Genomic DNA, 25,169 nt, shown 5'->3' on the forward strand with positions numbered 1-25,169 from the left:
TCCTTTTACTGCCCATAATACGCATTTTTGCCGTGTTTACGCAAATAATGTTTATCCAATAACACGGGTTGCATTGAGGTTAAATTTGCATTTAACTGATGGCTGAATAAATTCATATAGCCAATTTCTTCTAACACAACCGCGTTATGCACCGCATTTTCCGCATCGCTTCCCCACGCAAAAGGTCCGTGTGAATGGACTAATACGGCTGGCACCTCTTTCGCATTAATCTTGCGTTGGCGGAAGGTTTCTACAATCACATTGCCGGTTTCAAGCTCGTAATTCCCGTTAATTTCTTCGTCAGTCATTTTTCGCGTACAAGGAATGCTGCCATAAAAATAATCCGCGTGGGTTGTGCCGGCGGCAATTAAATCTAATCCAGCTTGCGCCCAAATGGTGGCGTGCCGTGAGTGGGTATGCACAATCCCGCCAATGTCAGGAAATTGACGATACAGAGCAAGATGGGTTGGGGTATCTGAAGACGGTTTTTTATTTCCCCACACGCGTTCCCCTGTATGCATATCGACAATCACAATATCCTCTGCCGTCATTTTGTCATAGTCCACCCCTGATGGCTTAATGGCGACCAGCCCTGAAGTGCGGTCTATTTCGCTGACATTTCCCCACGTAAAGGTCACCAAATGATGTTTTGGTAGGGCAAGATTGGCGTGTAACACTTTTTCGCGTAATTCGGCTAGCATTGGAATCCTCCTTGTTGCATTTGTTGTTCAATAAAACGGCGTGCATTGATGATTTCTTCAATCGGTTCATCGGCTTTTTCTGTCCACATTTCAATGAGAAACGCCCCGCGATAATTTAGCTCGGCAAGGGTTTTAAAGCAGGTAACAAAATCTACGCAGCCTTTGCCAAAGGGGACATCGCGGAATTGCCCTTTGCAGGTTTCGGTAACTTTATAGGTGTCTTTCAAATGAATCGCGGAAATTTTGTCGATGCCTAATTGTAATTCTTCGACCACATTATCATTCCACGCAGAAAGATTGCCGAGGTCAGGATAGACAGTAAACCAAGGGGAGCGAATGAGGTTATCCCATTTTTTCCAGCGGGTAATGGAACTCATAAAGGGGGTATCCATAATTTCCATTGCAAGTGTGACTTGATTGCTTGCCGCTAACTCAACCGCCCATTCCATTCCTTGTTGAAAGCGTGCTAATGTACTTTCGTCTTGTTCTTCGTAATACACATCATAACCCGCTAATTGAATGGTGCGGATACCCACATCTACCGCCAACTGAATGGCTTTTTCCATAATCTCATAGGCTTTTTGGCGAAGCGTTTCGTCGTGACTGCCAAAAGGAAAGCGGCGATGGGCAGAAAGGCACATTGAGGGAATGGTGACCCCCGTATTAATAATGGCTTGCACCAGTTCAAGGCGTTGTGCCTTGCTCCAATCTAATCGGCTCAATCGTTCATCTGTTTCATCAATGGAGATTTCGACAAAATCAAAGCCACAGGCTTTGGCGATGGAAAGTCTATCTTGCCAGCTGATGTTTTTGGGTAGGGCTTTTTCATAAATGCCGAGTTTGTGTTTTCTCATTGTTTCGTCCTAATAAAAAGTCATAAAATTTCAACCGCACTTTTGTTTACAGCAAGGCTTGTAATGCGGAAACAAACTGTTGATAACGCTGATATTTTTTCTGATAAATTGCAAAGTTTTGCGAATTAGGTATAAAGCATTGTTGTTTGGTCGTCATTGACATTGTATGCCCTCGCGTGCCTTCCATTGCCATCATTGCCGCGCCAAGACAGCCTGTTTCTTCAATCTCAGGGACTTCAATTTTCATTCCCGTGAGATCAGCGAGCATTTGCATCCATACTTGGGATTTTGCAGGACCACCTGTAATACGCAACACTTGTGGATTAGGGAATCGTTGCAACATACGATCAAGGTGATATTTCATACTAAATAGCACACCTTCATAAATCGCTTGGAATAAATGCATTTTGTTGTGATGAGCTTGAATACCATAAAACCCTGATTTCATACCAAGCCCTGCATTTGAACCATATAAAAATGGCACAAAAAGCACCGCACTTTCACTGACGGGTAATGCGGCAACGCCATCATTGATGGTTTGATAACTCAGATTGCCCCATTCTTTTACAAACCATTCAAGATTGCCCGCTGAAGTAGGGCTAGCTTCGTGAATAATAAATTTGCCTTTTTGTGCATAACGTCCATACACGAAGGGAATGTGTTGAGTATCATCAATATGATCTGTCACGCCACTCACAACAGACCAAGTCCCTAACACGATATTTAATTTTGTTTCATCATCTAATCCCGCACAAAGTGCCGTAGAAACCACATCAAACAATCCCCCTACAACGGGCGTGCCTTGGGCTAAGCCAGTGAGTTTGGCAGCTTCGGCATTGACGTAGCCGGCAATTTGATTGGCTTTAACAATTGGGGGCAGTTTTTCGGTGATGTGATCTAATCCAAGCATTTCCGCTAACTGAGGATCATAGTGTTGCGTCTGCATATTGTATAAATTGGATTCTGAAATATTGGTTTCTTCACAAGCCAATTCCCCCGTTAAACAAAAACGCAGGTAATCGTGCGACATCAAGATTGCACCGATATTGTGATAACGCTCAGGTTCATAGTCTTTAAGCCAGCGTAAAATCGAAACAGGGTGTCCGGTCCATAATGTCTGCCGTGTGTGAGGATATAATTTTTCAGGAATCCCAGCTTGTTGCCATTGCCGTACAATTTCTAATGCGCGTTGATCTGAGGAAAGAATGGCTCGTCCAAGCGGGGCATTTTGTTGATCAAGTAAAAAAACACCTTTACCTTGAGCAGAAATGCCAACCCCTTTAATATGTGTCGGGCAGATCTCACTTTGCGTAATGGTCTTTTTGATGACGTTAGCACAAACTTGCCATAAATGCGTCATATCACGCTCCGCATAGCCGGCTTGCTCACTAATGACTGGCACATTTTCTCGTATGCAGGCAAACATTTTGCCCTTTGCATCAAATAATGCGGCTTTGATAAAGGTACCACCGCAATCAATGCCTAAATAGTAATCCATTCTTTCTACTCCAAACTGCAATTCATCAGGCAACCTCTTTTATTCTTCAATCAAAAAGTGGCGGTGTTCTATACAAAATGCGTAAAAATTACACCGCACTTTCTCTAATGATTGACCGATGAATTATTGTGCTAACGCATCAATTTCTTTTACTAAGGTATCGCCGTGTTTATCAATAAACGATTTGCGTACGTCCGCTTCAATCACCGCTTTAAATGGGGTGGTATCGACTTTTTCAATCACTTCTACCCCTGCTTTGCGTAAATTCGCGATAATCTCTTGTTCATTTTTTACATTGAGATCACGCTGATATTGCCCCGCTTCTTTTGCTGCAGAAACAATTGCTTGTTGTAATGCTGGGCTAAGCCCATCAAATTTGGCTTTGTTCATCACAACAATTAATGGCGTATAACCGTGATTGGTTTGGCTTAAATATTTTTGTACTTCATACAATTTTGCTGACCAGAAAATGCCAATGGGATGTTCTTGTGCATCCACCGCACGGGTTTCAAGCGCGGTATAAAGCTCTGAAAGTGGCATTGGAACGGGGTTTGCACCTAATAGGCTAAAGGCTTGAATGTACATTGGATTTTGGTTTGTACGCACTTTCAATCCTTTAATGTCTTCAGGTTTAGTTACGGGGTGTTTAGAATTAGAAAAGGCACGGAATCCGACGTCCCAAAATGCTAAGCCTTTTAATCCTTGTGCTTCAAGATCTTTCAATAACCCTTGCCCAATCTCACCGTCTAGCACTTTATACACGTGTTCACGATCTTTAAAAATAAATGGAATATCAATCACATTTAATTTCGGTTCTAACCCAGTGAAATTTGGTGAACCAGACATTTCAATATCAATAGTGCCGCCGCGTACTGCACTAATCATCGTTTGTGCATTGCCTAAGGTGCTATCTGGAAATAAGCTGAGCTTTAATTCTCCTTTGGTTTTTTCTTTTAACAATTCATTAAATTTTTTCGCGGCAATGTGTTGTGTATCACTACGAGGAGCTTCATAACCAAAACGTAATGTGGTTGCTGCATTAGCGGTTGAAGCTAGCATAAACGCACTGGTTACTAAGGTTGCTAAGGTTTTTAGATTGAATAGTTTCATAGTTCTCTCCTTGGGTTTAAGGTTGCATCCACGAAAGTGGCGTTAAAATTAACGAAGGGACAAAGATGAAAGCAAAGAGCAAAATAATCATCATTAACATATAAGGTAAAATGCCTTTTGCGGCTTCATCAAATGGTAGTTTTGACACGCCCGTAATCACATTTAATACATTACCGACAGGTGGGGTAATTAACCCAATCGACGTATTTAAAATAAATAGCACGCCGAAATACACGGGATCAATGCCCGCTTCTTCAACTAGTGGCATTAACACAGGGGTTAAAATCAACACGGTTGGGGTTAAATCCATTACCATACCCACAATAAATACCACCAGCATAATGACAATCAGCAATAAGGTTGGTGAGTTAATCAAAGGTTCTAATAACTCTGTAATCATTTGAGGCAACTCTGCAACGGTAATTAGCCACCCCGTTACATTCGCAGCTGCCACTAAAAACATTACCACGCCGGTTGTTTTTGCTGCGGAAAATAACACTTTATATAACGCGCTGATCTTTAGTTCGCGATAGATAAATACTGCCACAAACAGGGCATAGAACGTTGCAACTGCCCCGGCTTCTGTTGGGGTGAAGATGCCTAAACGGAATCCCCCAATAATAATGACAGGTAATAACAACGCCCATACACTGTTTTTAAAGGAAATACATAGTTCTTGTTTTGTCGCTTTAGAAAATGTCATTAAATTAAGCCGTTTTGCTTGCCACCACCACAGTGCGGCTAGGCAACAGCCCATTAATACGCCGGGGAAGATACCTGCTAAGAAGAGTTTTGTAATGGATACCCCGCTCGCCACGCCAAACACAATAAACGGAATTGAAGGGGGAATGATCGGGGCAATAATACCCGCCGTACCAATTAATCCCGCAGAACGCCCTAAAGGGTAGCCTGTGGTTTTCATCATTGGTAATAACATTGCTGCCACTGCCGCGGTATCCGCCACCGCCGAGCCGGATAAACTTGCCATAATCATTGCGGCTAAAATAGCAACAAATCCTAGCCCACCACGCTTATGTCCGACCAATTTCATTGGCAAATCAATAATGCGTTTGGACAACCCGCCCTCATTCATAATTTCGCCGGCAAGAATAAAAAAGGGAATAGCCATTAATGAAAAGCTATCTGCACCACTCACAATTTGTTGTGCCAAAATTTGAGCATCAAATAAATCCAAATGGATCATCAAGGCAATCCCACAAATTAAGAGTGAGAAAGCAACGGGAATACCTAAAATAATCGCACCGAGTAAAACAGAAAGGAAAATAATAACGGTCATTGAATGCCCCCTTTCAATAATAAACGAAGGTTTGCAACTAAACGTATGCTTAGCAGTAAGCCAATAAAGACACCAGCAACAACACTTGCTAAGTAGGTAATCCCCTGTGGTAATCCAGAAATGGGTGCATAATTGGTTAAATTAAGCTCAAATTGTGTCCAGCCACCGCGAATAATCAAATAGCAACAGAACAACATAAGTCCGTCAGTCAATAGACTGAGAAGATGACGCTGATAAGCAGAAAGCTTATGGGTTAAAATCGTTACGTGAACGTGTTGATCATCATTAAAGGCTAAAATTGCGCCAAGGAAAGTCAGCCACACAAATAAATAGCGAGAGACTTCCTCGGTGATGTTAATACTACTGTTGAAGCCATAACGTAACACCACATTGAGAAAAACTAAGCACGACATCGTAGCAAGAATGCTCACCACGGTAATGCTGAGTGTTTTTTGAATAAAATTGACAAGAGATTTCATTTTTCACCTCAAATCTCACTGATTGCAATTTTGACGACAACCTTACGAATATTGCTAGATTGCAGATCAATACACGCAGGGCGATGAATGTCTTCAGGAAAGAAAATCGCAAAATTCCCTTTTCGCATAATCAATTCACTTTCATTTTCTGCATCTTGGTAAAACAGGATGTCTCTTTCCGCATTGTACGCTTGTGCAATCTGGTTATTGCCAAGATCTGGTGCAATACCGATACGTTCTTGCCCTGAATGTAGGTATTGCACATCAAGGTAACGACGATGAACTTCGGGCAAAATCTCAGATTTAGGCTTTGTTTCGAGATCTAAAACTTGGGCAAAAATCAACCGCTCTTTAATTTCATAACAGCCCGCAGGCAGGGTGTCAAAATCGGTATTTGTTAGATAAGCCAAGGCAATGTTAATCGCGTCGGGAAACCCATTATTATTTACATTAGAAATATGTCCAAAGTACATCCTGTCACTCCTTCTATTTCAGCTTATAAGGCTTTGAGTTTTGCCCATACCGTATCATCAACGGGAATGCCATTTGCTTTATTCTCCGCTAAAATCGTGGTAAATTCGTGTCCCGGCAGACGTATCGCCACCTCAGGATCAGCACGTTCCGCAGTACGGACATAATCCATAATACGTGTGAGTTTCTCTTCTTTGGTTTTTCCATCAATAAGACGATCTACTTCGATAGCAATAAACACTTGTGAAACACAGTATTCATCATCTTTATCTTCTGTCACGGCAGCGGTGGATAGCCCATTAGAAAGCAAGGTGGCGATCATATCTAGTACGATAGATAATCCCGACCCTTTCCAAAATCCCATTGGTAATAAACGACGATTATTTTCTACTGTGGCAGGATCGCGCGTTAAGTTGCCTTCATCATCAAATCCGGCATCAACAAATGTTTGTCGTCCAGCTAAACGGTGAACTTCTAACATTCCGTAGGAATACATCGAACAAGACATATCTACCATTGTAATTGGCGTAGTTGGGACAGCAACAATCAAAGGATTTGTGCCAATTCGACATTCTTTTGCTCCCCAAGGCGGCATTACTGCCAGTGCATTGGTCCAGCAAATGCCGATATAACCTTTCTCTGCAGCTTGCCAGCCGTAACTTCCTCCGCGCATCCAGTGGTTTGCGTTACGCAATGCCACCACGCCGATACCATATTGATCGGCAATTTCCATTGCACGATCCATCATTTTTTTAGCGGTTAAATTCCCCATTGCCTGATGGGCATCCCACTGTTCAACCGCCCCTAAAGAAAGCACTTTGGTCGGCACGGCTTCTGGCACAATGTCGCCATTTTCTAGTTGTTGAATAAAACGCGGAAAACGATTCACGCCGTGAGAATAAGCCCCCGCCTGCGTGGTATCTGCAAAGGCCGTTGCGCATTCTTCGGCAATCTCTTCACGGACATTACGTGCAAGCAACACGCGTTTAAATTCAGCTTTTAACTCATTATAAGAAACTAACATACTCACCTCTTATTTCATATTGTGAAATTATGTTTCATAAGTTACATTATGGCTATGTAGAAAGTCAATCTTAAAGAGAAAATAAAACCCATTAAAAATCAATATGTTAAAAACATTTTTCTAGAATTGTGATCTACATCTCAATTAATCGAAATAATATTTCACAATGTGAAATAGAAAAGGAAGTAAAAATTCATTATACTTCTGGCTAACAGAAAAGAGAGGAGCAACCTTATGTCAGACGATAAATCCAATGGAAATCAGAGCTTAAGTCGTGGTTTAAGATTACTTGAAATTTTGAGCAATTACCCGAATGGCTGCCCATTAGCAAAATTATCAGAGATTGCGCAGCTCAATAAAAGTACCGTACATAGATTATTACAAGGCTTACAAAGTGAAGGTTATGTACAGCCTACGGCAACCGCTGGCAATTATCGTTTAACTACAAAATGCTTGAGTATTGGGCAAAAAATCTTAATGTCGTTAAATATTATTAATATTGCCGCTCCTTATTTAGAAGCGCTGAATTTAACCTTAGGCGAAACTGTGAATTTTTCTAAACGGGAAAACGACTATGCCATTATGATCTATAAATTAGAACCTACAACAGGAATGCTGAGAACACAGGCCTATATTGGGCAACGTTTACCCCTTTATTGTTCCGCGATGGGTAAACTTTATCTCGCCTATGAAAAAAATAAAGATTATCTGCCACATTATTGGCAAAGCCAAGCCGAAAATATCAAACCACTCACGGCAAATACCGTAACTCATCTTCCTTTAATGGAAAAAGAACTGAATGATATTCGACAAGAGCAATTTGCAATGGATCGTGAAGAAAATGAAATTGGCGTTGTTTGCGTTGCCTGCCCGATTTTTAATTATCAAGGAAATGTGGATTATGCCGTTTCGGTGTCAATGTCGTCTTATAAATTAAAACAATTAGGCATTCCCTATCTGTTGAATGAAATTCAAAAAACAGCGCTGCTTATTTCACAAGAATTAGGGTATAAGCCAGATCACGCTCTGCCACAGCCGAAAAAACAATAGAAAAAAGCACCGCACTTTGATTTGTCCATAAAAGTGAAACCATATCTCAATGGATTAAGGGCTGATAGGGGTGTTTCTGTTAGCTGTATCCCTTGCTAATATTAAGCGTGAATACACGGAAAAGGAAATAAATTATCTCCTCAAGTCAGAAAGGAGAATTTCAACGTTAAACGCATAACAAAAATCAGGAGCTACGCTCCTGATAAATCCCTGATTATTCCAAACGTTCGCCGTGAGAAATCAGATCTAAACCTTGGCGTTCTTCATCTAAGGTGACACGAAGATCCATACATTTATTCATTATCCATAATAGAAGCAGTGAGATAATACTGCTATACACTAAAGTAATAATGACACTTTCAATTTGTAACCAAAGGCTTGCGTTATTATTTCCTGTCACTTCACTCGAAACAAAAATCCCCGTTAAGATTGCTCCAGCAATGCCGCCCATTCCGTGAATACCAAAGGCATCAAGAGAATCATCGTAGCCTAATTTGTATTTCAGTTTGGTAACAGTAAAGAAACAAATTACACTGGTAATCGCACCAATCCATACCGCACTTTGTGGTAGTACAAAGCCAGCAGCAGGGGTTATCCCCACTAATCCTGCTATTGCCCCTGAGGCAAGACCTAATGCAGAGGGCTTATATTTACTGACAACTTCGCAAAGCACCCAAGTTAATGCCCCTACGGCAGCAGAAATTTGTGTGGTTGCAAGCGCCATTCCCGCACGGCTATCTGCGGCTAAGGCAGATCCCGCATTAAAACCGAACCAGCCAACCCATAACATCGCACAACCAATGAGGGTTAAGGTGAGGTTATGCGGCGCCATAACTTCTTTTCCATAGCCATAACGCTTTCCGATGAAAACTGCCGCACATAACCCGGCTACGCCCGCATTGATATGAATGACTGTTCCACCGGCATAATCGAGTACGCCATCTTCAGCCAACCAACCGCCAATCCCCCATACCCAGTGCGCCGTTGGAACATAAACCAGCAATGTCCATAAACCGACAAAAATTAGCACCGCACTAAATTTCATTCGCTCGGCAAATGCCCCTGTCATAATGGCGCCTGCAATGATGGCAAAGGCCATCTGAAATAGCATAAAAACAGACTCTGGAATTGTACTTGCTCCGGGATAGACAGTGAGTTTTTCTTCTGAGGTAAGTACATTTAACCCTTGCAAAAAGAGACGATCAAATCCACCAATAAAGGCATTATTTGGGGTGAAGGCTAGGCTATAACCACATACAAACCAAATTACCGCAATCAAACTACAGGCAGCAAAACTTTGCACCATAACGGATAAAATATTCTTTTTGCGTACCATTCCGGCATAAAATAATGCCAAGCCCGGGATCGTCATAAATAACACTAAAATCGTCGATAGCATCATCCAAGCGGTATCGCCAGTATTGATGACCGAAAAAGGTTGTAGCCAATCAACGGCTTTTGCTGTCAGGGGAAAGCATAAAAGCATTAATAACCCACTATATTTTTTCATTTTAATATCCTCTCATTGCGTTAAATCGCCGTTTTATTGCTTGCTTTTGGAGGGATAAGTTTTTATCACCCTTTCCACAAATGCCATTACCAAACAGGTAAATCATAAATAACAAAATAATGAAAAATAAAGATTCCGTCAAACAAAAAAGAGAAAAAGATGAAAATAAATTAAAAATAGAATGGCGTTTTAATATGAAATCCAATTTTATTTATTTTGTATTCATCTCGTAGATAAAAATTTACTGATGCCATAAAACAGAGGCTTAATTTTATAAGCCGTTTCATTGCAAACTAAGATAAGACTTTCTTAATCCCTATCCTTCACCTTACCCAGATCCCATTGGCTCGTTATACTGTCTTCTCTTATTGCCGCCTTAAAGCACAATAATAGGCACTTTGAGTAAAGTGCCTTATTTTTGAATTTAAACGACCAGTAAATGATTTACTGTCTTTTTAGCTTAGTCTGTAAGGATTGTAAGGAATACACCTCGTAATTTTGCAAATTGCCGATACTTTGCACTAAGGCTTCTGCCGCGGCCAAGGTGGTTTGAATAAAGACTTTTTGTTGCAACGCACTACGACGGATAGAATGGCTATCTTCAATGCTTTCAGGCAAACTACCTACCGTATTAATGATCATCGCAATCTCGCCATTTTTTATTGCATCAACAATATGTGGACGCCCTTCACGAACTTTATTTACCGTTTGGGCAAAAATACCGTTTTCACGTAAGAAATTGGCTGTCCCAAGGGTTGCACATAAGCCATATCCCTGTTCTTGTAATCCTTTCGCAATCGGCAATAAGCGTGGCTTATCCTTGTCATCAACAGAAATAAACACTTTTCCTGTTTTAGCGATTTGTTCGCCCGCGCCAAGCTGAGCTTTAATGAATGCTTCTGCGAATGTTTCGCCCACGCCCATCACTTCTCCTGTTGAACGCATTTCAGGGCCTAAAATGGTATCTACCCCCGGGAATTTTATAAACGGGAACACTGCTTCTTTCACAGAATAAAAGTGCGGTTGAATTTCACCTTGAATTTGTTGAGCTTGCAAACTGATGCCAGCCATTACACGCGCCGCAATTTTGGCTAATGGACGTCCTGTGGCTTTACTCACAAATGGCACAGTACGACTTGCCCGAGGGTTTACTTCTAAGACATAGATCACGCCCTCTTGCACGGCAAATTGAACATTCATTAATCCCACCACATTTAATGCTTTTGCCATCGCTGCAGTTTGCCGGCGGATTTCATCTTGAATCTCTGCACTTAAGGAATAAGGTGGCAGAGAACACGCACTATCTCCACTATGAATCCCCGCTTGTTCAATATGTTGCATAATCCCGCCGATGACCACCTGTTCACCATCACAAATGCAATCCACATCCACTTCAATGGCATTATTTAAGAAATGATCAAGCAGAATTGGGCTATCTTCGGAAACTTGCACCGCTTCACGCATATATTTGTTGAGTTCGTCCACGTTATACACGATTTGCATTGCACGTCCGCCTAGCACATAAGAAGGACGAACCACGAGTGGATAGCCCACTTCATCAGCCAATTTGACTGCTTCTATGGCATTTCTTGCGGTACGGTTATTCGGTTGTTTTAAGCCGAGTTGTTGTAGGATTTGTTGGAAGCGTTCACGATCTTCTGCGGCATCAATACTGTCCGCTGATGTACCAATAATGTTCACGCCATTTTCGGCAAGGGCGTTCGCGAGTTTTAGCGGTGTTTGACCACCATAATGCACAATGACGCCATCAGGCTGTTCAAGGTGAATGATTTCTAACACATCTTCAAGGGTAAGCGGTTCAAAATAAAGGCGATCTGAGGTATCGAAATCGGTAGAAACCGTTTCAGGGTTACAGTTCACCATAATGGTTTCAAAACCGCTTTCACGCAAGGCAAGTGCGGCATGGACACAACAATAGTCAAATTCAATGCCTTGCCCAATTCGGTTTGGTCCACCACCTAAAATCATAATTTTCTTACGATCAGAGGGTTTCGCCTCGCATTCTTCTTCATAAGTAGAATAAAGATAAGCCGTATCCGATTTAAATTCCCCAGCACAGGTATCAACTCGTTTATAGACAGGGTGCAGATTGAATGATTTACGCAAATTTCGCACCGCACTTTCATTACTTTTCACTAATTGGGCAATACGTTTATCTGAAAAACCTTTACGTTTTAAACGGCGAAGCTCTGCATAGTCTAATTGTTCAAGTGTTTTTTGCTCTAAGGCTAATTCTTCTTTCACTAAATCTTGGATCTGTACTAAAAACCAAGGATCAATTTTTGAGTAATGATGTACTTCTTCCAAGCTAAACCCTGCGCCAAAGGCATCGGCAACATAAAGAATGCGGTTAGGCCCGGGGTTACCAAGTTCGGTGCGTATTTTTTCAGGCGCTTCAGACAGCAAATTGAAACCGCAAATACCCGTTTCTAATCCTCGTAACGCTTTTTGCAAGCTTTCTTGGAACGTACGCCCCATTGCCATTACTTCGCCCACGGATTTCATCTGCGTGGTTAAACGATCGTCTGCTTGAGGGAATTTCTCAAAGGCAAAACGTGGCACTTTAGTCACCACATAGTCAATAGACGGTTCAAAAGACGCAGGAATAAGTCCACCGGTGATGTCGTTACGCAATTCATTGAGCGTATAACCCACGGCTAATTTGGCTGCCACTTTTGCAATAGGGAAACCTGTCGCTTTAGACGCCAGTGCAGAAGAACGGCTCACGCGTGGATTCATTTCAATCACAATCATTTCACCATTGGCTGGATTAATGGCAAATTGCACGTTTGAACCGCCTGTATCCACCCCAATTTCACGCAACACAGCAAGGCTGGCATTACGCATAATTTGATATTCTTTATCAGTGAGGGTTTGCGCGGGTGCAACGGTGATAGAATCGCCCGTATGTACGCCCATTGGATCAAAATTTTCAATGGAGCAAACGATAATGCAGTTATCTGCTTTATCACGCACCACTTCCATTTCGTATTCTTTCCAGCCTAACACCGATTGTTCGATGAGTAATTCGTGGGTTGGCGAGGCATCAAATCCGCGTTCGCAAATGGCGACAAATTCATCACGGTTATAGGCGATCCCACCGCCTGAACCGCCCATTGTGAAAGACGGACGAATAAGCGTTGGAAAGCCCACTTCGGCTTGTGCTGCCCAAGCTTCATCGAAAGTATGGCAAACAAATGATTTTGGCGTATTTAAGCCGATTTTTTCCATTGCTTCTTTAAAGCGACCACGATCTTCTGCTTTATCAATAGCATCTTCCGTTGCCCCAATCAGTTCGACAGCGTATTTTTTCAACACGCCATTTTTAGAAAGATCTAAGGCACAATTCAAGGCAGTTTGCCCGCCCATTGTGGGTAAAATCGCATCGGGACGCTCTTTTTCAATAATCTTTTCGACCGTTTGCCAAGTAATTGGCTCAATGTAGGTTACATCTGCCATATCAGGATCAGTCATAATGGTGGCGGGGTTAGAATTGACTAACACCACTTTATAACCCTCTTCACGCAACGCCTTACACGCCTGCGCCCCTGAATAGTCAAATTCACACGCCTGTCCAATCACAATTGGGCCTGCACCGATAATTAATATAGTGTTTATGTCTGTACGTTTTGGCATTTTGGTTTCTCTTATAATCTTTTTTAACGTTGTTTATGGAGTGTTGGTGTAACTTTAGTTACTATGAGGTTATTTCTATTTACTTTGTTCCAATGCAGCCACAAACTTATCAAACAAATACGCCACATCATTTGGACCGGGGCTAGCTTCAGGGTGGCCTTGGAAAGAAAATGCCACTTGGTCTGTTAGCTCAATGCCTTGCACCGAATTATCAAATAAAGAGCGGTGGGTAATTTTCACATTTTTTGGCAAGCTGTGTTCGTCCACTTCAAAGCCGTGATTTTGGCTAGTAATAAAAACTTTTTGTGTTGCTAAATCTTGCACTGGGTGGTTTGCACCGTGATGACCGAATGGCATTTTTTTGGTTTTGCCCCCTACGGCAAGCCCTAATAATTGATGTCCTAAGCAAATACCAAAAATCGGCTTTTTGCTTGCCAATAAGGTTTGAATATTTTGAATCGCATAATCGCAAGGTTCAGGATCGCCGGGGCCGTTGGATAAGAAAATGCCATCAGGCTGATAAGCTAACACTTGCTCCGCGGTTGTGTGAGCGGGTACAACGGTAATTTTACAGCCGCGTTCAGCAAGCATTCGTAAAATATTGTGCTTCACGCCAAAATCATAAGCAACAATATGATATTTCTGTTCAGGCTGTGAATGATAACCTTTACCTAGCACCCATTCTCCCTGTGTCCATTCATAAGGCGCTTGGCAAGTTACCTGTTGGGCAAGATCTTTGCCCGCCATAGAACCGAAACCTTGTGCCAGTGTAAGGGCTTTTTGTTCATCGCTCTCTCCTGCCATAATACAGCCAGCCATCGCCCCTTTATCTCGTAAAAGACGGGTAAGACGACGCGTGTCAATATCGGCAATGGCGACCACATTATTTGCTTTTAGGTAATCGGTAAGGCTTTGATTGGCACGGAAATTACTGTGTAACAAAGGCAAATCACGAATGATTAATCCACTAGCATAGACTTTATTGCTTTCTTGATCTTCATTATTGGTGCCAGTATTGCCAATATGGGGATAGGTCAGGGTAACAATTTGTTGAAAATAGGAAGGATCGGTGAGAATTTCTTGATAACCCGTGATAGCGGTATTAAAAACCACTTCTCCCGTTGTTGAGCCAGACACCCCAATAGATGTGCCGTGGAAAACGCTGCCGTCAGCCAATACTAAAATTGCTGGACTAGACATAAAAAACTCCTTAATTGTAGGTGAACACTTGCAAATGCTCATTAACCGAAATTTAGCGAAAAAAACACCGCACTTTTATTTTGCAGTTGTACTAAATTGCATTGGTGGTTAGCTCACAGGCTAAACGGGCTAATTCTAAAAGACAATAGCACGATATTCAAGCAAATTCGCAAGGAATAAGAAATATATTTATTCATTAATATTGCATAAATAATCAATGTAATGCAAGCAATTTATTTTTCTCTGATTTATTTTGTAGATTTTCACCAAGTTGTTTACAATGTATCTTATTTTTTAGTCACAGGGCATATTATGAAAAAATCCGTTTTCGTCGTCTCACTCGTACTTGGTTCAGCTTTACTCACAGGCTGTGCCACAATCGATCCACAAACGGGAGAACGTAAAGATCCATTGGAAGGATTTAACCGAGCAATGTGGGATTTCAACTATAAGGTTGCCGATCCCTATGTGCTGAAACCAGTTGCCAAAGGTTGGAAAAATTATGTGCCACAGCCTATTAAAACAGGAATTATCAATGTTGCGAATAACCTTGATGAACCAGCCAGTTTTGTAAACCGCTTATTGCAAGGTGAATTTAAAAAAGCAATGGTGCATTTCAATCGCTTCTGGATCAACAGTATTTTCGGTTTAGGCGGTTTAATTGACTGGGCAAGTGCCAGCCCGCCATTACGCGTAGAAGAAAAACGCCGTTTTGGTGATACCTTAGGGGCTTATGGTGTCGAAACAGGTACTTATGTAATGTTGCCGATGTACGGACCGGCAACCCCTCGTCAAGATCTAGGTAATTTAGTGGATACCACTTACCCAATGCTGTCTTTACTAGGTCCTTGGGGATTATTAAAATGGGGTATTCAAGGTATTGATAGTCGCGCAAAAATGCTTGATAAAGACGCATTATTAGAGCAATCGCAAGATCCTTATGTTACTTTCCGCGAAGCCTATTTCCAAAACTTAGAATATCACGTTAAAGACGGCAATGTGGAAACCAAAGGCAATACCCTTTCACAAGATGAACTTAAAGAAATTGATTAATGATAGGAATAAATACTATGGAAATGACCTCAACTCAGCGCTTAATTTTAGCTAATCAATATAAATTAATGGGCTTATTAGATCCAAATAACGCCGTGAAATATGCCCGTTTAGAAACGATTGTAAAAGGGGGATTTGGACTAGAATTGAAAGAATTAGATAAAGAATTTTCTAATCTTTCAGAACAAGAATGCCAAACTGTTCGAGATACGCTTGAAATGTATCACGCTTTACACGTTTCTTATAACAACTTAGGCGACACAACCACCGTAACCCCACACCGCTTACAATTTGCTGGTTATTGTGCTGTGCGTGAGAAAAAATATCTTCACTACTTACGTTTTATCACCACCACAGAAGGGAAATACGCAGAATTTATGCAATGCGAACACGGCTGTGATTCACAAACGCCAATGTGGGACAAATACATTAAAATGCTTGAAGTTTGGCGTAGCTGCCCACACGAATATCATTTAAGTATGGCGGAAATTCAGAAAATTTTGAATGCTTAATTGCCAAAAACCACCGTATAATTAAGTGCGGTGGTTTTTTATAAAGTGTTTGACCTAGCTAAAATAATATACTCAAGCAAAAATTGTATTTTTCACGCACTGATTGCCCAAAATAGCCTAAAACCTATGGTATAAGATAATACTTTTTACTAATACGTTAGTCATTACGCCACTATATTCATTACTGTACCCAGATGTATTCAAGTAAAATTAAAAGGACTTGGTACAACACAGACCCAAGTCCTTAGATTTAATACCCCTAAGTTTTTAACGGCAATTCAAAAAACTTAGATGTTTTCTTCACTTGTAACCTATTAAAGAATATTTTTAAATTCTTCCATTACTGATTTTGGCCACACGCTAGATTGCACTTCACCAATGTGTTTTTTATGTAGCAACAACATTGCTAGGCGAGATTGCCCAATTCCGCCACCAATTGAAAGAGGTAATTTGCCATTGACAAGATCTTGATGCCAATCAAATTTTAAGCGATCTTCATCACCTGTAATGGCAAGTTGTTTGCGTAAAGCCGTTTCATCTACGCGGATTCCCATTGATGACACCTCAAATGCGCGCTCTAGTGTTGGATTCCATACTAAAATATCACCATTTAAGCCTTTGTATTCACCTTCAGAAATCGTTGTCCAGTCATCATAGTCTGGGGCGCGTTTGTCGTGTGGTTTGCCGTCGGATAATTCACCGCCAATTCCAATTAAGAACACAGCGCCGTATTCTTTACAAATAGCATTTTCACGCTCTTTGTCGTTCATTCCCGGATAGCGTTGAACTAAATCTTCACTATGAATGAAGGTAATGTCCTGCGGTAAAAAACGGGTTAAACCAAATTTTTCACTCACTGCGGCTTCTGTTTCTAATATCGCTTGATAAATAGAACGCACGGTTTCTTTTAAATAAGCAAGGTTGCGACGACCTGCGGGGATTACTTTTTCCCAATCCCATTGATCCACATAGACAGAGTGAGTTTGATCGAGGCTATCTTCATCTGGACGTAACGCTTTCATATGTACAAATAACCCTTCACCTTCGGCAAAACCGAAACGCGCAAGGGTATGGCGTTTCCATTTGGCTAAAGAATGAACGACCTCGAAGGTAGCATCTGTGATCTGCTTCACATTTACTTGAACTGCTTTTTCTGTACCTGAAAGATTATCTTGAATACCATTGCCAACTTGGCTTAGGATAGGACCTTGAACTTCTACAAGCCCTAAATGTTCCAAAAGTTTTTGGGTAAAGGTGTTTTTAGCAAAGCTAATTTCTTGTTGTTGTAAAATAAATGATTTTTCCATTGTATGAACCTTATTTATTATTGGTTTTGATTTTCGTTGCATATTATTTAATGATACGGGATCAAAATTCAATACCTATAAACAAAAATAAGATTGAAAATGGTTTTTCCATAAAAAAATAGCTATAATTTTAAATTAAATTTAATTTTGGGAAAAGAAAATGCACAATATTGATAACTTAGATAAACAAATCCTCCGTGTGTTAATCAAAGATGCGCGTACGCCATATGCAGAAATGGCAAAAAATTTTGGGGTAAGCCCCGGAACAATTCACGTTCGTGTCGAAAAAATGCGTCAGGCGGGCATTATTCAAGGGACGAAAATCCGTATTGATCAACGTAAATTAGGCTATGATGTATGCTGCTTCATTGGCATTATTCTTAAAAGTGCGAAAGATTACGATAAAGTCATTGAGAAATTAGAAAAATTTGAAGAAGTGGTGGAGGCTTATTACACCACGGGGAATTATTCTATTTTTATTAAGGTGATGACCCATACCATTGCGGAGCTTCATTCCGTGCTCGCAACCAAAATTCAGTTGATTGATGAAATTCAATCTACCGAAACCTTAATTTCAATGCAAAACCCGATTTTGCGTGATATTACTCCATAACTTATTCATTTATAACAAAAATAGGAGTCATTATGTCTGATGTTTTTCACTTAGGTTTAACCAAAGCAATGTTAGATGGGGCGAAACTTGCCATTGTTCCGGGCGCGCCAGAACGCGTTGAGCGGATTGCTCGTTTATTGGAAAATCCAAAATTTTTAGCGGCAACAAGGGAGTTTACTTCGTGGCTTGGCTATCTTAATGGTAAAGCGGTGGTGGTGTGTTCCACAGGAATTGGTGGCCCTTCTGTTTCCATTGCTGTGGAAGAGTTAGCGCAATTAGGCGTGCGTACTTTCTTACGCATTGGCACAACAGGGGCGATCCAACCACATATTAATGTAGGTGATATTTTGATCACCACCGGCGCGGTGCGCTTAGATGGTGCAAGCCGTCATTTTGCTCCATTGGAATATCCTGCCGTAGCCGACTTCACTTGCACCTCAATGCTTCACAAAGCTGCATTAGAAAATCAGAACGCCAAAGTGCATATCGGTATCACCGCGTCATCCGATACATTCTACCCGGGGCAAGAACGCTACGACACTTACACGGGCAAAATTTACCGCCACTATCAAGGTTCATTAAAACAATGGCAAGAACTCAATGTGATGAACTATGAAATGGAAAGTGCAACCTTATTTACAATGTGTTCAGCCTTAGGGTTGCGTGCGGGAATGGTGGCAGGTGCTATTGTAAACCGTACCCAGCAAGAAATTCCAAACGAGGAAACCATTCACCAAACGGAACAAAACGCCATTGATATTGTGGTGAAAGCCGCCGCATTATTAGTTTAATTAAAAAATAAAGTGCGGTGGAATTTTTACCCATTTTTTACCGCACTTTCTTAAATGACGTATCATAATTATGATGAATTTCAGGCTTTCTTATCTGGTTATTGCCCCACCGTACTCAATAAAAGATTGCAATTTCAGCCATAGATCGTAAAATCCCTTTGTTCGTTGAACAGCTATATCGCAAGTATTGTGTATAGGAAATGATCAAACTGTTTTCAATTCTGGTTTTCATCGTTATACCATTCTTGCCGTTTTCAATTTCTCTTAAGGATTTAAGGAAGGTTAGAAATTTGGCAATTCTTTAACGCAATGCGTTTTCTCTCGCCTAATTCCTATAAGGTAGCCCATTTTTAATCGCGAATGGCATAACCTTGCAATCCCTTTTGTAAACAGGAGTTTTTTATGAAAAAAACGATTTTTACTACCGCACTTTTCGCGGCGGCTACGTTGGCAAATGCCACAACGATGCCAAACCCCAATACCACTACGCATACTTATGAATTCACCCAAACCTATGCGTTGCAAGTTCCCAAAGGCTCATCAGGCACCACCAATTTATGGGTGCCATTGCCTTTTAGCAACGATTATCAAAAAGTAAAATCCATTACATTTGACGGCAATTATCAACAAGCGTACATCACTGAAAATAATCAATATAGTGCAAGTACCTTATTCGCCAGTTGGGCGCCAGATGCCCAAAAACGTGATTTAACAATTACCTTGGTGGTGGAAACGCAAGATCGTGAACCAAAGCAACAAGGGTTACTGAAAGACTATCAAGCCCCACAAAACATAGAATATGGCGTTGATGTGCAACCTTATTTACAGCCAACAAAGCATATTAAAATTGACGGAATCGTAAAAGAATATGCCGATAAAATTGTAGGCAATGAAACCAATCCGCTCAAAAAAGCAGAACGCATTCATCAGTGGATTGTGGCGAATATGGAGCGAGATAATTCGGTGTTAGGCTGCGGTGACGGCGATGTAGAAAAAATCTTAACCACAGGTATATTAAAAGGAAAATGCACAGATATTAATTCTGTATTTGTTGCCTTAGCCCGTGCTTCTGGCATTCCTGCTCGTGAAGTGTTTGGCATCCGTTTAGGTAAAGCCGTGAAAATGGGGAAATATTCTCAGTCTGCGTTTGGCAGTGCCAAAAATAATATAGCCAATGAAAACGGTGGGCAACATTGCCGTGCAGAATTTTACCTTGCCGGCTTTGGTTGGGTGCCTGTTGATTCAGCCGACGTAGCAAAATATCGCCTAACAGAGAAAAAAGACGTGGCGGATACAAATACCCAAGCCGTTTCAGATTATTTATTTGGAAATTGGGAGGGGAATTGGATGGGCTTTAATCACGCACGGGATTTCACCCTTTACCCAACGCCAGAACTCGCACCAATCAACAATTTTGGCTATCCTTATGCCGAAGTGGGTGGCGATCCGTTAAATTCATTTGATGCAAAAGAATTTGGTTATGAATTTATCTCACAACAACGTTAATCCGAAAAACGCCAATACCAAATTTTGGGCGATATGTACCACCGCAGTGAGTGCTGCGGTGGCATCAACACTATGCTGCATTGCTCCGTTATTTTATTTACTCTTCGGCATTTCCAGCACTTGGTTGGTGAGCTTAAATCAGCTTGCATTTTTACAAATTCCAATGCTTGTGATTTCTCTCTTTGCCTTTGGTTATGGCTTTTGGCTATTGAATTTCTCAGGGAAAATCATTTGTAGCAAATATTTATCACGCCGTATGTTACAAATTTTATATTGGTTAATGGCGCTGATTATTCTCTTTTTCTTAACCTATCCTTATGTTTTACCTTATATTTTGGATTATTTAGAATGAAAAAAATATTACTTTTTTTTACCGCACTTAGTTTTTCACTATCAAGTCTTGGCGCAGAACGAAAGGTGACATTGCATATTGAAGAAATGAATTGCCAGCTTTGTGTCTATTTAGTCAATAAAGTATTACGTAATATTGATGGCGTACAATCCACTAAAGCGAATTTTAACTCACGCTCAGTGAATGTGGTTGCAGAGGAGAACGTCAGCGATGAAATGCTGATTCAAGCCATTGATAGCTTGCATTATCACGCAGTAGTACAAAAATAAATCCCCTGTTGCCATCAACTAAAATAGAAAAATGCAATAAAAAAGGCTTAAAACCTTATCATTGGTTTTAAGCCTTTCGCTATGCAATTTAAAACATTATTTCTTTAACGCACCTAAAATTCCGCGCATAATTTGCTTGGTGATTTGGTTACGAATGTTGCGTCCTACGGATTTAGCCACGCCACTAACCACTTGTTCCGTTACGCTCAGTTGCTCGCCACGTTTTTTCTTACCAAACAACATTCTGCTTAAGCTACTCATAAAGCCATTTTCTTCTTCCTCTTGCGCTTGTTCTGCTTGTTTTTGTGCAACAGCGGCAAGATCAGCTCGTTCTTGCAACATTTCAAAAGCCGAAATATTATCCACATAATTATGGTAATAAGGATAAAGATCATCGTCTTTCACCCATTGGCTACGCTGTTCAAGAGAAATCGGTTTAAGCTGGCTTTTCGGTGGATAAATATACGCCACTTCCACGGGGGTTGGCATTCCTTTCTCATCAAGGAAAGACACTAATGCTTGCCCAACACCGAGGGTAGAAATCGTTTCTACCACATTTACATTTGGATTTGTGCGGAAGGTTTCAGCCGCAGATTTAACAGCTTTTTGATCGCGAGGCGTAAAGGCGCGCAAGGCGTGTTGTACACGATTCCCTAACTGTCCTAGCACGGTATCGGGTAAATCTAATGGATTTTGTGTAACAAAATAAATCCCTACCCCTTTAGAACGAATGAGGCGCACCACTTGCTCCACTTTATCCACCAATACGGCTGGCGCGCCATCAAATAATAAATGGGCTTCATCAAAGAACATCACAAATTTAGGTTTCTCTGGATCGCCCACTTCAGGCAATTGCTCAAATAATTCTGCCATCAGCCAAAGTAAAAAGGCGCTGTACATACGAGGGGAGTTAATTAATTTTTCTGAATTCAATACATTAATCACACCACGCCCATCACGAGTTTGTAGCCAGTCATCAAGATTTAATGCGGGTTCACCAAAAAGGTTAGTTGCCCCTTCATTCTCTAATGTGAGTAAGGCACGCTGAATTGCCCCTACGCTAGCGGCTGAAACATTGCCATATTCCACTTGGAAGGTTTTTGCATTTTCTGCCACATATTTGAGCATTGCGCGTAAATCTTTTAGATCAATAAGTAACAACCCTTTATCATCTGCCACACGGAATACCAAATTGAGTAAGCCTTCTTGCGTGGCGTTAAGATTGAGTAAACGAGAAAGTAACAATGGTCCCATTTCTGAAATGGTAGTACGCAATGGAATACCTGTTTCACCAAATACGTCCCAGAAAGAAACGGGATAGCCTTGCAAATAGCTTTCCCCACCTAAATGAAATTGCGCAATTCGTTCTGCTACTTTGCCTTGAAATTCACCCGCTTTAACTAAGCCCGATAAATCGCCTTTGACATCCACTAAAAACACTGGCACACCGTCATCGCTGAATGCTTCTGCCATTTTACGCAAGGTAACGGTTTTTCCCGTTCCAGTTGCGCCCGCGATTAAACCGTGGCGGTTTGCCATTTTGGCGGTTAAACCTAAAACCTCGCCTTGTCCTGTTTGTGCTAATGAATATTGCATATAAGCCTCTAAAATCGATCAAAATGTGGGGGCATAATAAAAAAAAAATAAAGTGCGGTCAAAAATTATCACCAATTTTCTGGATCTGTCGTTTTTATTTTTGACAAATGAAATCATTAAATTGATGTGGTATGCTTAGGCTAATTTGCTAAATCTTTGAAGAATTATTGTTGAAAAATGAACGAAAAAAGCACCGCACTTTGTCCTTGCCAATCGGGTAACACATATCAAGATTGTTGCCAACCATTACATCAACAGCGCAAAATGGCACAAAATGCCGAGCAGCTAATGCGTTCACGTTATGCCGCTTTTGTTCTGCAACAGATTGATTATATTGTGGAAACCACCGTACCAAGCCAACAAAACCTTTTGGACTATCAGGCCTTAAAGCAATGGGCGGCGCAAACACAATGGCTTGGTTTAGAAATCATAAAGCACGAACCTGAATTAGATAAAAAGCACAGTGCGGTGGAATTTAACGCACAATTTGCTAGCCCTGAGGGGAAGCAAATTCATCACGAAAAATCGCTATTTGTCAAAGTAGATGAACGCTGGTATTTTGCTGATCCTACGGTTAGCCTGCCGGCGATGAAACAGCCTTGCATTTGCGGTTCAGGAAAAAAATTTAAACATTGTTGTGGAGTGATGTTATGTCAGTTTTATGGCGAAAACTAAGCCTCTTTCTCAACGTATTTTGGTTACGTTTCAACCAAAATAAACTTACCCAAGCAGCGGGGTATCTCACGTACAGCACGATGTTGGCGCTTGTTCCGCTAATTATGGTGATTTTTTCTATTTTCTCTGCCTTTCCAGTATTTAACGAAGTAACTGGGGAGCTAAAGCACTTTATTTTTACCAACTTTGCGCCTGCTGCCAGTGATACGGTTGGCGAATATATTGACCAATTTGTTGCTAATTCTAAACAAATGAGTGCGGTAGGTATCATCAGTTTAATTGTGGTGGCATTATTACTCATCAATTCGATTGACCGCACCTTAAATAGTATTTGGCACGATGGCAGTGTGCGCCCAACCATTTTTTCATTTGCAATTTATTGGTTAATTCTCACGCTTGGCCCTATCATCATTGCAACCAGTATTGGCGTGAGTACTTATGTAACCAATCTTGCGAGCAATTTTCTCCAATCAGATCTGAGCCTACCCTTTGGCTTAAAAATACTCAGTTTTATCCCCTTTATACTGACGTGGTTTATTTTCACCTTAATTTATAAAATTGTGCCGAATAAATCTGTTAGCATAAAACATTCTGCCGTAGGGGCATTGGTCGCCGCAATTTTCTTTACCTTAGGCAAACAGGCCTTTGCGTGGTATATCACTAACTTTCCTTCTTACCAGCTTATTTATGGTGCAATGGCAACACTGCCCATTATGTTACTGTGGATTCAATTAAGCTGGATTGCCATTTTACTCGGCGCACAACTTGCCGCCGTTCTTGGTGATATGCGTTTATTAAAAAACGGTGAGATTGAATTACAACAAATTGAGGAACAATAATGATCGCATTAATTCAACGCGTAACCCAAGCCAAAGTAGAAATCAATGGCGAAATAACAGGGCAAATTCAACAGGGTTTGCTCGTGTTACTTGGCGTACAAAAAGAAGATGACGAAAACAAAGCAGATCGCTTAATGGAAAAAGTACTGAACTACCGAGTATTCAGCGATGAACAAGGTAAAATGAATTTAAATGTCCAACAAGTGAACGGTGAATTGCTTGTCGTTTCCCAATTCACTCTTGTCGCAGACACACAAAAAGGGCTACGCCCCAGTTTCTCTAATGGTGCTGCCCCACAGAAAGCCGAGCAGCTTTATGATTATTTTGTCCAGAAATGCAGTGAACGCATTTCAACCGCAACGGGAAGATTTGCTGCGGATATGCAAGTTAGCCTGACCAATGATGGCCCTGTGACTTTTTGGCTGGAGATGTAAAGATTACATAAATAGGAAGAGAGATAAAAAAGTGCGGTACTTTTTCGCTAAGTTTTTATGATCTTCATTGAAATAATCAATCAATGGAAGATAACCCATCACTAAATAAAGAATAGATTTAAAGAAAAAGAATATAAAAGAGAAAAATGAATAGAAACATTCAAAGTAAAAAAGAGAAATCATCCTGATTAAGCTATTACTTAAATTTAGTTCTTTAATAAATGACATTTTTAGCTGGCTTTATATCATTCAGCTTCACTTAATTTAGCTTACTATTACTTTTATTTCATCCTTCTTTATAGCCTCATCCTTAAATCAAAAAAAAACAAAAGGGCATCTTTCGATGCCCTCTTTCGCTTTCTGATAGCTTT

General features: G+C 40.9%; 24 protein-coding genes. 11 read left to right on the forward strand and 13 right to left on the reverse strand.

Annotated elements, in window-relative coordinates; translation table 11 throughout:
* Positions 1-5: 5 nt before the first annotated feature.
* The 8 genes from araD to yiaK all read right to left on the reverse strand — a co-directional run bounded on the left by araD (position 6) and on the right by yiaK (position 7,434).
* Positions 6-701, reverse strand: a complete 696-nt coding sequence (araD, locus tag L4F91_RS10590) for an L-ribulose-5-phosphate 4-epimerase (RefSeq protein WP_395896388.1) — start codon at positions 699-701, stop codon at positions 6-8.
* On the reverse strand, positions 695-1,555 hold the full coding sequence (locus L4F91_RS10595; RefSeq protein ID WP_250363908.1) for an L-ribulose-5-phosphate 3-epimerase: 861 nt from the start codon (positions 1,553-1,555) through the stop codon (positions 695-697). The genes araD and L4F91_RS10595 overlap by 7 nt, the downstream gene beginning before the upstream one ends.
* 46 nt (positions 1,556-1,601) lie before the next feature.
* Positions 1,602-3,053 carry an FGGY-family carbohydrate kinase gene (locus L4F91_RS10600; RefSeq protein WP_395896390.1) on the reverse strand — a complete coding sequence of 484 codons (1,452 nt, stop codon included), beginning with the start codon at positions 3,051-3,053 and terminating at the stop codon, positions 1,602-1,604.
* A 123-nt stretch (positions 3,054-3,176) separates the two neighbouring features.
* Positions 3,177-4,163 carry a TRAP transporter substrate-binding protein gene (locus L4F91_RS10605; RefSeq protein ID WP_265777602.1) on the reverse strand — a complete coding sequence of 329 codons (987 nt, stop codon included), beginning with the start codon at positions 4,161-4,163 and terminating at the stop codon, positions 3,177-3,179.
* A 16-nt stretch (positions 4,164-4,179) separates the two neighbouring features.
* Positions 4,180-5,460, reverse strand: a complete 1,281-nt coding sequence (locus L4F91_RS10610) for a TRAP transporter large permease subunit (protein WP_250351380.1) — start codon at positions 5,458-5,460, stop codon at positions 4,180-4,182.
* Positions 5,457-5,939, reverse strand: a complete 483-nt coding sequence (locus L4F91_RS10615) for a TRAP transporter small permease (RefSeq protein WP_250363905.1) — start codon at positions 5,937-5,939, stop codon at positions 5,457-5,459. Before L4F91_RS10615 ends, L4F91_RS10610 begins: the two co-directional genes overlap by 4 nt.
* An 8-nt stretch (positions 5,940-5,947) precedes the next feature.
* On the reverse strand, positions 5,948-6,412 hold the full coding sequence (locus L4F91_RS10620) for a YhcH/YjgK/YiaL family protein (protein ID WP_395896393.1): 465 nt from the start codon (positions 6,410-6,412) through the stop codon (positions 5,948-5,950).
* A gap of 23 nt (positions 6,413-6,435) precedes the next feature.
* On the reverse strand, positions 6,436-7,434 hold the full coding sequence (gene yiaK, locus L4F91_RS10625) for a 3-dehydro-L-gulonate 2-dehydrogenase (RefSeq protein WP_250351377.1): 999 nt from the start codon (positions 7,432-7,434) through the stop codon (positions 6,436-6,438).
* Positions 7,435-7,668: 234 nt separating this feature from the next.
* On the opposite strand from yiaK, the gene L4F91_RS10630 reads away from it, so the two are divergent.
* Entirely contained in the window at positions 7,669-8,484 is an 816-nt protein-coding gene (locus tag L4F91_RS10630) for an IclR family transcriptional regulator (RefSeq protein ID WP_250351376.1), read from the forward strand.
* A gap of 214 nt (positions 8,485-8,698) precedes the next feature.
* On the opposite strand, the gene L4F91_RS10635 is transcribed toward L4F91_RS10630, so the two are convergent.
* From L4F91_RS10635 to carA, 3 genes are all read right to left on the reverse strand, one after another.
* The gene (locus tag L4F91_RS10635; protein ID WP_265762409.1) at positions 8,699-9,994 is read right to left on the reverse strand and encodes an ammonium transporter; all 1,296 of its coding nucleotides are present in this window, start codon (positions 9,992-9,994) and stop codon (positions 8,699-8,701) included.
* 444 nt (positions 9,995-10,438) lie between these two features.
* The gene (gene carB / locus L4F91_RS10640; RefSeq protein ID WP_395896396.1) at positions 10,439-13,651 is read right to left on the reverse strand and encodes a carbamoyl-phosphate synthase large subunit; all 3,213 of its coding nucleotides are present in this window, start codon (positions 13,649-13,651) and stop codon (positions 10,439-10,441) included.
* 75 nt (positions 13,652-13,726) lie between these two features.
* Positions 13,727-14,851, reverse strand: a complete 1,125-nt coding sequence (carA, locus tag L4F91_RS10645) for a glutamine-hydrolyzing carbamoyl-phosphate synthase small subunit (RefSeq protein ID WP_395896398.1) — start codon at positions 14,849-14,851, stop codon at positions 13,727-13,729.
* 312 nt (positions 14,852-15,163) lie between these two features.
* Between carA and L4F91_RS10650 the strand changes: the two genes are divergently transcribed.
* Together L4F91_RS10650 and L4F91_RS10655 are read left to right on the forward strand one after the other, a co-directional pair.
* On the forward strand, positions 15,164-15,904 hold the full coding sequence (locus tag L4F91_RS10650; RefSeq protein ID WP_250351372.1) for a VacJ family lipoprotein: 741 nt from the start codon (positions 15,164-15,166) through the stop codon (positions 15,902-15,904).
* 17 nt (positions 15,905-15,921) lie between these two features.
* Positions 15,922-16,416, forward strand: coding sequence for a YfbU family protein (locus L4F91_RS10655; RefSeq protein ID WP_395896400.1), 495 nt, complete (start codon positions 15,922-15,924; stop codon positions 16,414-16,416).
* Positions 16,417-16,730: 314 nt separating this feature from the next.
* On the opposite strand, the gene asnA is transcribed toward L4F91_RS10655, so the two are convergent.
* Entirely contained in the window at positions 16,731-17,723 is a 993-nt protein-coding gene (gene asnA / locus L4F91_RS10660) for an aspartate--ammonia ligase (protein ID WP_250351370.1), read from the reverse strand.
* 160 nt (positions 17,724-17,883) lie between these two features.
* Between asnA and asnC the strand changes: the two genes are divergently transcribed.
* The 5 genes from asnC to L4F91_RS10685 all read left to right on the forward strand — a co-directional run bounded on the left by asnC (position 17,884) and on the right by L4F91_RS10685 (position 21,254).
* Positions 17,884-18,336, forward strand: a complete 453-nt coding sequence (gene asnC / locus L4F91_RS10665; protein WP_250351369.1) for a transcriptional regulator AsnC — start codon at positions 17,884-17,886, stop codon at positions 18,334-18,336.
* Between the two features lie 32 nt (positions 18,337-18,368).
* A complete protein-coding gene (gene udp, locus L4F91_RS10670) occupies positions 18,369-19,127 on the forward strand; it encodes a uridine phosphorylase (RefSeq protein WP_265778555.1) in 759 nt (252 codons plus the stop codon).
* A gap of 402 nt (positions 19,128-19,529) precedes the next feature.
* Positions 19,530-20,633, forward strand: coding sequence for a transglutaminase-like domain-containing protein (locus L4F91_RS10675; protein ID WP_395896404.1), 1,104 nt, complete (start codon positions 19,530-19,532; stop codon positions 20,631-20,633).
* Complete coding sequence (locus L4F91_RS10680; protein WP_265762412.1) at positions 20,608-20,985, forward strand: mercuric transporter MerT family protein; 378 nt, start codon at positions 20,608-20,610, stop codon at positions 20,983-20,985. Before L4F91_RS10675 ends, L4F91_RS10680 begins: the two co-directional genes overlap by 26 nt.
* Positions 20,982-21,254: a heavy-metal-associated domain-containing protein gene (locus L4F91_RS10685; protein ID WP_395896407.1), complete on the forward strand. Its 273-nt coding sequence runs from the start codon at positions 20,982-20,984 to the stop codon at positions 21,252-21,254. The genes L4F91_RS10680 and L4F91_RS10685 overlap by 4 nt, the downstream gene beginning before the upstream one ends.
* 96 nt (positions 21,255-21,350) lie before the next feature.
* On the opposite strand, the gene L4F91_RS10690 is transcribed toward L4F91_RS10685, so the two are convergent.
* On the reverse strand, positions 21,351-22,850 hold the full coding sequence (locus L4F91_RS10690) for a helicase HerA-like C-terminal domain-containing protein (RefSeq protein WP_395896409.1): 1,500 nt from the start codon (positions 22,848-22,850) through the stop codon (positions 21,351-21,353).
* Between the two features lie 177 nt (positions 22,851-23,027).
* On the opposite strand from L4F91_RS10690, the gene L4F91_RS10695 reads away from it, so the two are divergent.
* From L4F91_RS10695 to dtd, 3 genes are read left to right on the forward strand one after another with little or no spacing between them, the layout of a single operon-like run.
* Entirely contained in the window at positions 23,028-23,525 is a 498-nt protein-coding gene (locus tag L4F91_RS10695) for a YchJ family protein (protein ID WP_250351364.1), read from the forward strand.
* Positions 23,501-24,364: a virulence factor BrkB family protein gene (locus tag L4F91_RS10700; protein ID WP_395896411.1), complete on the forward strand. Its 864-nt coding sequence runs from the start codon at positions 23,501-23,503 to the stop codon at positions 24,362-24,364. Before L4F91_RS10695 ends, L4F91_RS10700 begins: the two co-directional genes overlap by 25 nt.
* A complete protein-coding gene (gene dtd / locus L4F91_RS10705) occupies positions 24,364-24,798 on the forward strand; it encodes a D-aminoacyl-tRNA deacylase (protein ID WP_395896413.1) in 435 nt (144 codons plus the stop codon). The genes L4F91_RS10700 and dtd overlap by 1 nt, the downstream gene beginning before the upstream one ends.
* Positions 24,799-25,169: the final 371 nt, after the last annotated feature.

Source organism: Avibacterium sp. 20-126 (genome assembly GCF_044358625.1).
Classification (GTDB): Bacteria; Pseudomonadota; Gammaproteobacteria; order Enterobacterales; family Pasteurellaceae; genus Avibacterium.